This window comes from Clostridium tagluense (assembly GCF_003865095.1).
Taxonomy (GTDB): domain Bacteria; phylum Bacillota; class Clostridia; order Clostridiales; family Clostridiaceae; genus Clostridium_AD; species Clostridium_AD tagluense.
The window spans coordinates 170,267-183,639 of sequence record NZ_BHYK01000001.1 but is presented as its reverse complement, the minus strand read 5'-3'; the positions used below and the strand labels follow the sequence as shown (position 1 = coordinate 183,639).

The following is a 13,373-nucleotide window of genomic DNA, read 5'->3' as shown; positions in this document are numbered from 1 at the left end:
TTTTTTAAAACTAGATTTAATGTTCTGCTATGACTTTTATATTAACCATTGTCAACATAACAAAAATAACCATTTGAATAATTCCATCAAACAAATCAAAATAAAAATGTAAGGGTATTGGGACAATTAATTGGGCAAGCCCATTTAAACTAAATAAACTTTTATATGCCAAATCTATTATTACAACACCTGCAGTCATGTTTCCAAATAATCGAAAACTTAATGATACTGGTAACATAACTCTCTCTATTAGGTTAATAGGTAATATAAATGCATATGGTTCAACATATCCTTTAAAATAGTGTCCTAGGCCTATCTTTTTAATAGCAAACCATTGAACAACAACGAATGTTATTAATGCTAATGCTAATGCTACACTATAATCTACTGTTGCAGGTGTAACACCTATCAATCCCGTGAGATTTACAATACTTAAGAAAATTACTATTGTTGCTACATAAGGTACAAACCCCATATACTCTTCTCCCATATTATCTCTAACAAGATTGTTTATAAAATCCATAATTATTTCTATTATATTCTGCTTCTTATTGGGAATTACTTTTAAGTTTCTTGTAAGGCATATACATAATATAGCTACTATAGCTATTATGCACCACTGAACAAATATACTTTCTACAATTCCAATACTGTACCCAAAGAATTTAATATGAAATAACGGCACTACTTTATCCATTAAATCACTTCCCTCCACTATTCTTATTATTTAACCCGTAACACACTAAAGATATAAATTGTGAACTATATCCGAAGATATATGCAATTATATTGAACATATTGTGTCTGCCTATTGCAAACCCAATAACACTCACCAATAAAACCCTAATGAAAGACCCTATTACTATTATGCCTGTATTTTTTACATTTTTACTATCAAGAGAATACTCCACTGTAATTCCATTAACATAAAAATTTATTACTGCTACTAATAGCCCTAATAAAAAAAATAATACATATGGCTTGGCTGTAAAATAAATCACCGCAGTAAAAATTAAGGAAATAAAAAAATCATACATAAGAATTTTTTTAAACATATTTTTAAAATCACTATTCACTTTTTCCTTCTCCTCGCCACATACTAACAAATTCTATTATAGTCTACTAATTTTCATAAATAAAACCTAGAATTTCTCAATTATTTGATGTATAGGAGCATTTGAGTTTGTTTTTTAAAGAAAATCGCCTCTTTCCTCTGAATATGTCTATATTATGATATATTACGACTTTTCACATAATTTGCAGTTATATTTTTCAATTATTCTATTTCTTTTAACATGCTTAACATTCATAATATTCTTAATATTCAGGCCAAAATTTTCAATACTACTGGGTTTGTCAACATTCAAGAACTTTTTATTATAATTTTTATTCAGTTAAACATTTACAAAAATCTTATAAAAATAAAAATTTTTCGTTAATTTTTTTATTTTTATAAACAATTGCAATATTACATTTTTTATAATTCATTTTTTCACTATATTATTTTTATTATTTATTATATTTTTATCATTCTTCACTAAAAATATGCATTAAATTATTCTTATTTCACTCACTATAGGCTTTTAAATACCGCATATCAGGATAAATAATACTTTTAAGTGCCTCCGTTTGTTGTATTTCGATATGATTTTCTTAACAATGAAAACTTTTACTTTTAAAATTTTCATTTGTGTAAGATACTAAAAAAATAGGTTTAATAATTTAATTTCTAAATTATCAAACCTATTTTAACAATATTTAGTATATCTTAAAATACTTTAATAGTGAATCTACTATTTTAGCAGAAGCATTTCCATCACCATAAGGATTAATTGACCTACTCATGTGATTATACGCCTCTGAATTTCTTAAAAGCTTATTAGCATTTGATACAATTTCCCCCACATCTGTTCCAACTAACTTTACTGTACCAGCATGCTGCGCTTCAACTCTCTCTGTAACATCCCTAAGCACTAAAACCGGTTTACCTAAATGAGGAGCCTCTTCTTGAATTCCTCCTGAATCGGTCATTACTAGGTAACATTTTTTCATTAAATTGTGAATTTCACCCGTGTCAATAGGGCTTAGCAAATGTATTCTGTCTACACCTTTTAAAATACTGCTTACCATATCCTTCACTACTGGATTGGGATGAACTAGATACAATACTTCTACATCTTTATTTTCGCATACAACAATTTTCAATGCATTACATATATTCTCAATTCCACTTCCCCAATTTTCTCTTCTATGAGCCGTAACAATTATAACTTTTTTATTTTTATAATTAATTGCATTTAGCTCATTATTTTCAAAAATATACTTTTCTTTAATTGTATACTTCATAGCATCTATAACTGTATTTCCTGTAACAAAAATAGAACTCTCGTCTACTCCTTCTCTTAATAGATTTTCCTTAGATGTAGTAGTAGGCGCAAAGTGTAAATCTGCTAGTGCTCCAGTTAGCTTCCTATTAATTTCTTCTGGATATGGGAAAAACTTGTTATGCGTTCTAAGACCAGCTTCTACATGCCCAACTGGTATTTTTCTGTAAAAAGCTGCAAGGGATGCAGCAAATGTAGTGGTAGTATCTCCATGTACAAGAACTATATCCGGCTTCTCACTTTCAAAGATTTCCTCTAAACCCTCAAGTACAGAGCAAGTTATCCCTGTTAAGCTTTGTTTTGATTTCATTATGTTTAAGTCATACTGAGGCACTATATTAAAAAGTTCTAAGACTTGGTCTAAGAGTTCTCTATGCTGAGCAGTTACGCATACCACACATTGTATTTGAGGATTTTTTTCTAATTCTTTAACTAGAGGTGCCATTTTTATAGCCTCAGGTCTTGTACCAAATATTACTACAACTTTAATGCTTTCCACCATATGACCTCCTAATTTAACTCAATTTAAACTATAACCACATGAAAATTAATAATTATTAAATCCATAGATATACAAGCTACTCTTTATGCTGGAAAATACCATATTTCCAGGCTGCTGAAACTGTTATAACTGCTGTAAGTCCTAACAAAAAATACGCCCTTTGATTACTCATCTGCATTGCTATAATTGCAATCCCACCTAGCACAGCACTTATAAAATACATAATAATAACTGCTTGTTTTTGGCTGAGTCCCATATCCAAAAGCCGATGGTGCAAATGACCTTTATCTGCTTGCATCATAGGTTTGCCACTAGCTTTCCTTCTAATCATAGCAAAAAGGGTGTCATAAATGGGTAATGCAAAAGCCAAGATTGGTACCGCTATAACAAATGCTGTTGCAGATTTAATAGCACATTGAATTGAAATTGCAGCTAGTAGAAACCCTAGTAATTGAGAGCCCGTATCCCCCATAAAAATAGAGGCTGGATTAAAATTATAGGGTAAAAACCCTAAAATCGCTCCACTTAAAACAGCTGTTAAAAATGCTGCCTCCAGCCTTCCACTAATTATAGATACTATCATTAAAGTAACACAGGCTATAAATGCTATCCCTGCTGCCAAGCCATCTAATCCATCTATTAGATTAAAAGCATTAGTCACACCTACAATCCATATTATTGTTACCGGTATACTAGCCCACCCTATGTTTAGATAAGGATAAAATTCTCTAAAAGGATTAGTTAAAATTGATATTTTTACACCTGACATTAAAAGGCATACAGCAGCCATAATTTGTATTAGAAGCTTGTATTTAGGACTTAATTCTTTAATATCATCTATCATTCCACCCATAACAATTATAGTCGCACCAACAATTATACCTAGTTGAGAAGGTGTTAAAATTCCATTATATAAAATTGCTCCTATAACAAAAGATATATATATAGCGAGGCCTCCCATAATTGGGACAGGTTTCTTGTGAACTCGCCTTTCATCCTTAGGAATATCTATGGCATTAACAAGTATTGCAAATCTCTTAACTAAAGGGGTAATTATAAAAGAAATTAAAGCTGTAATTATCGCTAAAATATAAATATTACTCATAAAAAAACCTTTCTTTCACAAAAACAGTGTTTTTATTTGATAAATATAGTTTAAATCATCACCTAGGGTGCTGACATATTAATATCCACCATCACTTTGAAGTGAATCATCATTTTCTATCCATTCTTCTACATATACGATTTTATACTGTATTTTGCTATCTCTAATTATTACCTTATCTATACCCGAATTAATTATAAATCTCTTGCATAAAGAGCAAGGAGATGCATTATTAACTAATTCACCATTACTAACTTCTTTTCCGACTAAATACAAAGTTGACCCTATCATATCATTTCTTCGAGCTGATATAATTGCATTTTGTTCTGCATGTACCGATCTACAAAGTTCATACCTTGTGCCTCTTGGAATTTTCAATTCTTCTCTTCTACACACCCCTAAATCGGAACAATTCGCTCTACCTCTAGGTGCTCCTGTGTATCCAGTAGAGATAATTTCATCATTCTTTACTATTATAGCTGCAAAATTTCTCCGCATACAAGTCCCTCGTTCAGATATGGTTTCACATATATCTAAATAATAATTATGTTTGTCAATTCTTACCATAAATATACCTCACATAAATATATTTTAATTATGTAGATGAGAAATCAAAACTAAATCTATAATCTAATAATCAATCTATACCATTTTACACTAAAAAATCAAGAATTTAAAGTGTTTAATACTGTATTTATATTAATTTACTATAAACTAAAGAAAGTATATATTATTTTTCATAATATATACTTTCTTAAATATAGTTTTAAAGAGTAGCTATAAGTGTTAAATTATTACTCCGCTTATACCAATAGTTACCTCTTTATAAGGTACTATTATTCCAGCCTCAAGCATAGCTCCCTTTACAGAACTAACAATACCTGCGCAACAAGGTACTTCCATTCTAACTACAGTAATACTCTTAATATCATTGTTTTTCAGTATTTCACAGATTTTTTCTTTATAATAATCATTGTCATCAAGCTTTGGACAGCCTATCAAAGTTACCCTTCCCTTGATAAACTCCTTATGAAAATTTCCATAAGCATAAGCTGTGCAATCTGCTGCAATCAATATATCTGCACCATTCAAAAATCCAGCCTTAGAATTAACTAACTTTAACTGCACTGGCCATTGATTTAATTCAGAAGATACTGATACTTCCGCCACCTTATCTATTTTATTAGGCATCTGTTTTATCTTTAAATCAACATTTCTTTTTATGGACTTTTCCATTGTACCAGGGCATCCACAAGGCAAATTAGGCTTCGCAGCATGTTTCTCTTTTTTTATAGAAACGGCCTGTAGATCATAGTCTGCAGCATCTCTTTGGATTATTTTAATAGCATCTGTAGGGCACTGCGGTAGACAATCCCCCAGTCCATCACAATACTCATCGCTTATTAATTTAGCCTTGCCACAAACGAGCTCTATGGCACCTTCATGACAACCGCTTATACATATTCCACAACCATTACATTTATTTTCATCTATACTAATAATATCTCTTTTCATTTTAACGCCTCCTGAATTTTTTTATATATTTTCTTTAAGTTACATTTAAATAAATAACACTTAATTTCATTTGTTTTATCGAACCCAGCAATGATTTAATTGACTGTATATACAAATTATATTAGAATTACTTATGATAATATGTAACCCATGTTACCAAATTAAAAATTTGAGGGTGATTTTATGGATAAACTAATAGATTGTTTAAAGCATTGTATTTTATTTAAAGGTTTAACTTATGATGAATTGCAAAATTTAATTAAAAATGTAAATTACTCCATTTCCGATAACTGCAAAAACTGTGATGAATGCCGCACTTGCATAGTGGCATTAGAAGGCGATATCTGCGACTATTTAGGAATTGTAATGGCGGGTGAGCTTGAAGTACAAAAGCACTATGCCAGTGGTAAAGTTGTTACCCTGGCAAAATTAAATATAGGAAAAACCTTTGGTGAAGCAATAGCTTTTTCAGAGACAAATATATACCCAGCTACTATAGTATCATCTAAAGGTTCAGTGATACTTTATATTTCAAAAAAAGATATTATAGCTATGTGTAGCTCCTACCCTAAAGTATTGAATAATTTTATGCAACTTCTATCTAGTAAAATTCTTTTATTAAATAGAAAAATTAAAGAACTATCTTTTGAAACACTAAGACAAAAGATTTCTAATTACTTACTCTCTCAATACGAAATTCAAAAAACTACAGCCCTTACTCTGCCTATGTCTAGAAAAAGCCTTGCTGAGCATCTAGGTGTTCAAAGACCTTCCCTTTCAAGGGAGTTCGTTAATATGAAAGAAGATGGCTTAATAGATTTTAATAAGAGTTTAGTGAAAATAAAAGATTTAGAGGCTCTTGAAGATATATTAGTTTAATCTAAAAATATAGAACATTTTTTACTTTTTTCATGTAAATATTAAATTTTACTTGATAATAGTTATCCGTTCATGTATAGTTATTATTATAAGTAATCTAAGTTCAAATTTCCTATTTACATAGTAAATTGTATTACTTATAGTAATGGTTATTTATATAAAAGAATACGAGGTAAATGACAGTTAATAATTGCTATTTACTCAAAACAACTAAAAGGGGGAAAATAATATGAAAAAATTTGTTTGTACAATATGTGGGTATGTCCACGAAGGAGATTCCGCACCAGATGTCTGTCCAGTTTGCGGTGCAAAAGCTGATAAGTTTGTAGCGCAAAATGAAAATGATATGTCCTGGGCAGATGAACATAAAATTGGAGTTGCTAAAGACGCAAGTCCAGAAGTTGTAGAAGCATTAAGAGCTAACTTCGTTGGAGAATGTACTGAAGTTGGTATGTATTTAGCAATGAGTCGTCAAGCTGATAGAGAAGGCTTTCCAGAAGTTGCAGAGGCTTATAAGCGAATAGCTTTTGAAGAAGCTGATCATGCTTCAAAATTTGCTGAGTTACTCGGAGAAGTAGTAACATCAGATACTAAGACAAACCTAGAAATGAGAGTTGCTGCTGAACATGGAGCTTGCCAAGGTAAGAAGGACTTAGCTACTTTAGCTAAAAAGCTTAACTATGATGCAATCCATGATACAGTACATGAAATGTGTAAAGATGAAGCACGTCACGGTGCAGCATTTAAGGGTTTACTTACTAGATATTTTCAATAAATTGAATTAATTAAATATAAAAGCAACTTACAGATACTTTTCTGTAAGTTGCTTTTATTTTTTAATGATAAATTATTATAATTAACTACTTAGTTCCGAATAATCTGTCTCCAGCATCGCCAAGACCTGGTACGATATACCCTTTTTCATTTAATTTTTCATCAATTGAAGCTACATATATATCCACATCTGAGTGTGCATCCGTAATAGCTTTAATTCCCTCTGGCGCAGCTATAAGACACATGATTCTTATATTTATGGCTCCTCTTTTCTTAAGAGCTGAAATTGCATCTATTGCAGAACCTCCTGTAGCAATCATAGGATCTGTAATAATTACATCTCTTTCATTAATATCCTGAGGTAATTTACAGAAATACTCAACAGGTTGCAATGTTTCTTCGTTTCTATACATTCCTATGTGTCCAACCTTAGCTGCTGGTATAATCTCTAACATACCATCAACCATTCCTAGACCTGCTCTAAGTATTGGAACTATAGCCATTTTCTTTCCAGCTAAAACCTTACATTTAGTAATACAAATAGGAGTTTCAATTTCTACTTCTTCTAATTGTATATCACGTGTAACTTCATAAGCCATAAGCATCGCAACTTCTTGAACTAAATCTCTAAAATCCTTTGAACCTGTGTTTTTATCTCTTATGTATGCCAATTTGTGTTGTATAAGTGGATGTGTTATTTGTGTTACTTTACTCATATATATTGCCTCCAATTATTTAATGTTTATTTTAAATGTTTATATTTTAGTGTTTATTTAGAATATTTTTTCTCAATTTCAGTAATTTTATTAATTCTTTTTTGGTGTCTTTCTCCTTGAAATTTAGCATTGATAAAAGCATCTACGATATCTAACGCTAACCCTACGCCAATAACCCTTTCACCAAGAGTAAGTATGTTGGCATTGTTATGCTCTCTTGAAGCATGAGCACTAAAAGTGTCATGGCATAGTGCAGCCCTTATTCCAGGTACTTTATTAGCCGCTATTCCTATTCCTATTCCTGTTCCACATATTAATATACCTAGTTCAAACTGCTCTTCTACTACGACCTTTGCAACTTTTAATGCATAGTCTGGATAATCACAAGAATCTTCAGTGTAAGTACCTAAGTCTGTTACCTCAATGTTTTTACTCTCCAGATGCAGGATTATATGTTTTTTTAAATTTAAACCACCATGATCACTACCCAATGCTATTTTCATAGTAAAACACCTCCAAGATCTATTTTCTTATTATAATATGTTATATTACAAAAAAAGAAGATATCAGCATTTAAATAAACTATTTAAATACCATTATCTTCTTTGTATTATCCCATAATAAGAATGCATTATTTTTTAATCCGTCAAAAAACTTTGAATACATTGGAATATAGACAACATATGGTCCAATATTATTTATAGTAAATATTTTGTTGCAAATAGCTTCTATAATATAGCTTTTTCGCATTTTTTCATTACACATATACAATATATCCATAGTTCCTCCTCATATTCCTCTAGAATAGATATCAATTAAAAACTGCTATCTACCTATACGTAAATTATATCAAAACCTGCTGACTTCTTAAGCCTATTCATTATAGCAACACCTATTCCCTTTTCTTCAAAGGCCTCTGACAATATTAAATCTACATCTATAGCATCAAAACTTCTTAAAACTTCAAAAAGATTTCTTCCCACAGTATCTAGATGTTTTCTGCTACCTAAAGAAATAACAGTGCCACAAGGATATTTATTCTTAGTTTCATCTGTTGCCATAATCCCTATTTTTTTCTTGCCCATACTATTCTGCACTATTTCATTGATTTTTGCAATAGTTTTTTCTAAATCTCCACATATAATTTTTACTGGGGCTTTTGGTGCATAATGTCTATACTTCATACCAGGTGCTTTAGGCTTAAAATCATTTTTCGGTTTCGACATTATGGTTTTATCAATATATATTCCCTCATCTATCTCTCTTAACATCTCAAGTGTTATAGCTCCTGGTCTTAGTATGCATAGAGGAGTACAAGTACAATCCACTATTGTTGACTCAAGACCTACCTCACTTTTATCTCCACCTATAATGTATTCTATCTTTCCGCTTAAATCCTCGATACAACTCTCTACTTCAGTAGGACTAGGTCTACCAGATATATTAGCCGAGGGAGCTGCAATAGGTGTTCCCGCTGCCTCAATGAGTTTCCTGGCAATTAAATTTGAAGGCATTCTTATGCCTACCGTATCCAGATTTGCACTTGTAGTCATGGGAATCAGCTCAGACTTATTAAAAATTAAAGTTATTGGTCCAGGCCAATATTTATCCATAACTCTCTTTGCAATATTGGGTATTTCTTTCACTAGAGGCTCTATATTAAAATCAGCTACATGCACAATAAGCGGATTATCCTGTGGTCTTCCCTTAGCCTTGAAAATCTTTTCTACAGCCAGTGCATCTAAGGCATTACATCCAAGACCATAAACTGTCTCAGTAGGGAAAACAACTAATCCACCGCAAGCTATAACAATCCCTGCTTCCTCAATTATATTTTGCTTTATATTATTTTCCTCCATTATTACTATCTTCGTTTTCATCCTTACACCTCTCAATTAAATCTTAAATCATCTTAAATCACATTAGTCATTATTAACCCCACTATTATCCCCAAAAGTATTCCCAATGTATTTGTAATTCCCGGCCAAAGCTTTTTAGACTGCGGAAGCATTTCTCCGTAAATAACATATAACATAACACCTGAGGCAAATGCTAGGGAACTACCTAATATATTTACAGATATACTACCAATATACATTCCTATCCAGGCACCAACTGCAGTAGGCAGTGCTGTTAAAAATGCATAAAACAATATTTTTCCACTTTTTGTCCCGGAAAGCATTAGAGGCGCTGCAACAGCTAAACCTTCAGGCACATCATGTATTGCAATTATCATACTCATTTTAAGCCCTAAATTTTCTCCATTAACAAACCCAAATCCCATTATTAGACCTTCAGGAAAATTATGTAGCATTATTCCAACCGCAACCATAAAAGCCACCTTTGTATATTGAGAATTTGCATTACCACTTAAATTGCTTATTTTGTCTATTATTACAACAATAATAATACCTAGACTTAAAAACAATAAGGTTCCTAGAAGTCCTGTCTTTTCTGTAGCTTCTGGTATGAGTTCAAAAACCACAATAGAAAGCATAAGTCCTGATGCAAATCCTATAATATTTCCTAGGAACTTTCTTGAAGGTTTCTTTATAAGAACACCTAAAAATGCCCCTATCATAGTACCAATCAAAGCTATTACTCCAGAAAATATGATTATCAAAACAATCTTACTATTCAAATTTATACCCCCACTTCTTAATTTACAATTCCATATGAAAATAAAGTATAGAAACTTTTATACACTATACTTATTTCTCTATATGTAATTTTATTCCATCAGTGGGGCTTTATGCAGTATTCTCTATATTCTTTAATTTTTTCTATAGCATCACTTGAAAATATTGCACCAACGCAAGATCTATACACGTAATCCAATAAGACATATTTTCTAAATCCACCATGTTTAATTATAAAATAGAAATATGTTTCTTCCGGATTTTCAATTTTAATTTTCCTATACATCTGTGCTACATAGGGGTATTTTTTTAAAAATTTTACATCTAGGGGATGAATTTTTTCATTTCTAAATTTAGATTTTGTTATTATAATAATCTCTAAGTCCATGCCTTGATTTTCAGTATGAACAAAGACAACTTTTTTGCATATAATAATAAATTTATCTTTGGCAAATCCACACCATATGCTTATTTTATACCCTTCCAACTTGAAATCAATATATTCTTCATCAAATCTAAGAATCATAACAATAACAATAAGTAGCTCATTAAAAATTAAATATATTATAAAGTATATGTTTGCAATTTTTGACACTATTAACATAATAGGTAATAAAACAAAAATAAAGCACATCGATAGCATAAACCCTTTATAAGTTTTTTTTTGCTTTCTAATGGCTTTATTTATATTCATTACTCTCACCTTTCGCTTCTGAAGTTCCCACACCTAAATGAGTAGGTTTTTCGCACAAAGTAATTTCTAATTGTTATTACCCATGGCTTTCATCTTTTCTGCTTGGTCAGCAGTTATTAATGTGTTCATCATTTCATCTATTTCGCCATCAAGAAAAGCTTCTAACCTATACAATGTTAAGCCTATTCTATGGTCTGTAACCCTGCCTTGAGGATAGTTATAAGTTCTTATTCTCTCACTTCTATCTCCTGTGCCCACTTGACTTTTTCTATCTTCAGCTATTCCTGCGGATCTTTCAGCCTCGGCTTTATCAAACAATCTAGATTTTAATATCTTCAAAGCTTTCTCCTTGTTCTTTAACTGGGATTTCTCATCCTGGCAAGAAACTACAAGTCCTGTAGGAATATGTGTCATTCTTACTGCTGAATCTGTTGTATTAACACACTGCCCGCCATTACCAGACGCTCTAAACACATCTATTCTTAAATCATTAGCACTAACTTCAATATCTACATCGTCAACCTCTGGAAGCACTGCAACAGTCGCCGTAGATGTATGAATTCTTCCACTTGATTCTGTATCTGGAACCCTTTGAACTCTGTGTACTCCACTTTCGTATTTAAATTTACTATAAGTAGAATCACCTTTTACCATAAATACTACTTCTTTAAATCCGCCAATATCTGTTTCATTAGCACTCATTACTTCAACTTTCCATTTATTACGCTCTGCATATCTTGTATACATTCTAAATAGATTTGCTGCAAACAATGCTGCTTCATCTCCACCTGCTCCAGCTCTAATTTCGATAAACACGTTTTTATCATCATTAGGGTCTTTAGGCAAAAGCAAAATTCTTAATTCTTCCTGCATAGTTTCTTTAATTTGAATCAAGTCTTTTATTTCATCTTGAATCATCTCTTTCATGTCTTTATCAGCTTCATCTTTAAGCATTTCTTTGTTTGTTTCTAAATCTTCTTTAGCTTTTTTATATATTCTATATTTCGTAACAACTACTTCCAATTCTGCGTGTTCTTTGCAAAGTTTTTGCCATTCCTTTTGATTAGCAATAACCAAAGGGTCGCCGATTTTCATTGTAATTTCTTCATATTTGCTTTCTGTAAACTCAAGCCTATCTAACATTTTTATCACTCCGTATATATATTTTCACATCCTAATATTATACCATAGTTATGTACAGTATACAATTCCAACATAACTATATACTTACTCTACTTTGCTTATCTAATTCACAAGATGCCATTACCCACTAAAGTGTCCTACTCCATTAAGATGCCTTTAATAACCCTATCATTTCCAGATAAATCTTTAATACATTCTATGCTCTTAAATCCTGATTTTAAAAGAATATCCTGAACTTCTTCTCTTTGATCATATCCTATTTCAAAAGCTAAAAGTCCGCCCTTTTCCAAAACTTGCAAACTTTCTTCGGTGATTCTTCTATAAAATTCCAACCCATCTTTCCCACCACTAAGTGCTATGTAGGGCTCATAATTTTTTACATCCTCCATTAAAGTAGGTATGACTGATTCTCTTATATAGGGAGGATTAGAGACCACCACTTGAAATTTCTTATTCTGCTCTATAGCACTTTGCAATAAATCGCTACGCTCCACATTGACCCTACTCGCTAAGTCAAATCTTTCTATATTTAATTTTGCCACAGCTATTGCATCATAAGATATATCATAAAGCATTACCTCTACACCTTTAATAAATTCGGCTATAGCTATTCCAATAGCTCCACTTCCAGTACAAACATCACAAACCTGCGTATAATCTTTTTCATTTATATGCTTAATTACTTCTTCAACTAAAATTTCAGTATCAGGTCTTGGTATTAATACTCCAGGCTTTACTATTAAATTCATACCCATAAATTCACATTCACCGAGAATGTATTTTATGGGCATCTTACTTTTCCTAAGCTGGATTAGCTGTGAAAATTCTTCTTCTTGCTTTTCATTAAGATTAAAATCTCTATTAAGCATTATGAACAATTTATCCACATTTAAAACCTTAGCCAGTAAAAGTTGTGAATCTAACAAATAGCTCTCAATGCCAACTTTTTTTAAAATTCCATAAGACTTAAGAAGTATTTCTCCTATATTCATCACTAACCACCGCCTTTTATGATCACAATT

Annotated in this window: 16 protein-coding genes; 2 read left to right on the top strand and 14 right to left on the bottom strand. The window is 31.4% G+C overall.

Annotation, left to right across the window (positions count from 1 at the left end; genetic code table 11):
• Window positions 1–16: 16 nt before the first annotated feature.
• The 6 genes from Ctaglu_RS00885 to Ctaglu_RS00860 all read right to left on the bottom strand — a co-directional run bounded on the left by Ctaglu_RS00885 (window position 17) and on the right by Ctaglu_RS00860 (window position 5,506).
• A complete protein-coding gene (locus tag Ctaglu_RS00885; protein ID WP_124997111.1) occupies window positions 17–697 on the bottom strand; it encodes a F0F1 ATP synthase subunit A in 681 nt (226 codons plus the stop codon).
• Between the two features lie 4 nt (window positions 698–701).
• Window positions 702–1,076, bottom strand: coding sequence for an ATP synthase subunit I (locus Ctaglu_RS00880; protein WP_124997109.1), 375 nt, complete (start codon window positions 1,074–1,076; stop codon window positions 702–704).
• A gap of 682 nt (window positions 1,077–1,758) precedes the next feature.
• Window positions 1,759–2,886, bottom strand: a complete 1,128-nt coding sequence (gene wecB / locus Ctaglu_RS00875) for a non-hydrolyzing UDP-N-acetylglucosamine 2-epimerase (RefSeq protein ID WP_185732555.1) — start codon at window positions 2,884–2,886, stop codon at window positions 1,759–1,761.
• A 76-nt stretch (window positions 2,887–2,962) separates the two neighbouring features.
• Window positions 2,963–3,991, bottom strand: coding sequence for an MraY family glycosyltransferase (locus tag Ctaglu_RS00870; RefSeq protein ID WP_124997107.1), 1,029 nt, complete (start codon window positions 3,989–3,991; stop codon window positions 2,963–2,965).
• A 78-nt stretch (window positions 3,992–4,069) separates the two neighbouring features.
• Window positions 4,070–4,558: a deoxycytidylate deaminase gene (locus Ctaglu_RS00865; protein WP_124997105.1), complete on the bottom strand. Its 489-nt coding sequence runs from the start codon at window positions 4,556–4,558 to the stop codon at window positions 4,070–4,072.
• 219 nt (window positions 4,559–4,777) lie between these two features.
• A complete protein-coding gene (locus Ctaglu_RS00860) occupies window positions 4,778–5,506 on the bottom strand; it encodes an ATP-binding protein (protein WP_124997103.1) in 729 nt (242 codons plus the stop codon).
• A 183-nt stretch (window positions 5,507–5,689) separates the two neighbouring features.
• Here Ctaglu_RS00860 and Ctaglu_RS00855 point away from each other — a divergent pair, with 183 nt between their 5' ends.
• Together Ctaglu_RS00855 and Ctaglu_RS00850 are read left to right on the top strand one after the other, a co-directional pair.
• Window positions 5,690–6,385, top strand: a complete 696-nt coding sequence (locus Ctaglu_RS00855) for a Crp/Fnr family transcriptional regulator (RefSeq protein ID WP_124997101.1) — start codon at window positions 5,690–5,692, stop codon at window positions 6,383–6,385.
• 229 nt (window positions 6,386–6,614) lie between these two features.
• The gene (locus tag Ctaglu_RS00850; RefSeq protein ID WP_124997099.1) at window positions 6,615–7,160 is read left to right on the top strand and encodes an NADH peroxidase; all 546 of its coding nucleotides are present in this window, start codon (window positions 6,615–6,617) and stop codon (window positions 7,158–7,160) included.
• A gap of 85 nt (window positions 7,161–7,245) precedes the next feature.
• On the opposite strand, the gene upp is transcribed toward Ctaglu_RS00850, so the two are convergent.
• From upp to prmC, 8 genes are all read right to left on the bottom strand, one after another.
• Window positions 7,246–7,875, bottom strand: a complete 630-nt coding sequence (gene upp / locus Ctaglu_RS00845; protein ID WP_124997097.1) for a uracil phosphoribosyltransferase — start codon at window positions 7,873–7,875, stop codon at window positions 7,246–7,248.
• A 53-nt stretch (window positions 7,876–7,928) separates the two neighbouring features.
• Complete coding sequence (gene rpiB, locus Ctaglu_RS00840; protein ID WP_124997095.1) at window positions 7,929–8,378, bottom strand: ribose 5-phosphate isomerase B; 450 nt, start codon at window positions 8,376–8,378, stop codon at window positions 7,929–7,931.
• Window positions 8,379–8,457: 79 nt separating this feature from the next.
• Window positions 8,458–8,655, bottom strand: coding sequence for a hypothetical protein (locus Ctaglu_RS00835; protein ID WP_124997093.1), 198 nt, complete (start codon window positions 8,653–8,655; stop codon window positions 8,458–8,460).
• 53 nt (window positions 8,656–8,708) lie between these two features.
• Window positions 8,709–9,755 carry an L-threonylcarbamoyladenylate synthase gene (locus Ctaglu_RS00830; protein ID WP_124997091.1) on the bottom strand — a complete coding sequence of 349 codons (1,047 nt, stop codon included), beginning with the start codon at window positions 9,753–9,755 and terminating at the stop codon, window positions 8,709–8,711.
• A gap of 32 nt (window positions 9,756–9,787) precedes the next feature.
• Window positions 9,788–10,516, bottom strand: a complete 729-nt coding sequence (locus Ctaglu_RS00825; RefSeq protein WP_185732554.1) for a ZIP family metal transporter — start codon at window positions 10,514–10,516, stop codon at window positions 9,788–9,790.
• Between the two features lie 98 nt (window positions 10,517–10,614).
• Window positions 10,615–11,208, bottom strand: a complete 594-nt coding sequence (locus Ctaglu_RS00820) for a hypothetical protein (protein ID WP_124997089.1) — start codon at window positions 11,206–11,208, stop codon at window positions 10,615–10,617.
• A 66-nt stretch (window positions 11,209–11,274) separates the two neighbouring features.
• Window positions 11,275–12,351 carry a peptide chain release factor 1 gene (prfA, locus tag Ctaglu_RS00815; protein WP_124997087.1) on the bottom strand — a complete coding sequence of 359 codons (1,077 nt, stop codon included), beginning with the start codon at window positions 12,349–12,351 and terminating at the stop codon, window positions 11,275–11,277.
• A 137-nt stretch (window positions 12,352–12,488) separates the two neighbouring features.
• Window positions 12,489–13,343 (bottom strand): peptide chain release factor N(5)-glutamine methyltransferase, encoded by an 855-nt coding sequence (gene prmC, locus Ctaglu_RS00810; protein ID WP_124997085.1) that lies wholly within the window; start codon window positions 13,341–13,343, stop codon window positions 12,489–12,491.
• Window positions 13,344–13,373: the final 30 nt, after the last annotated feature.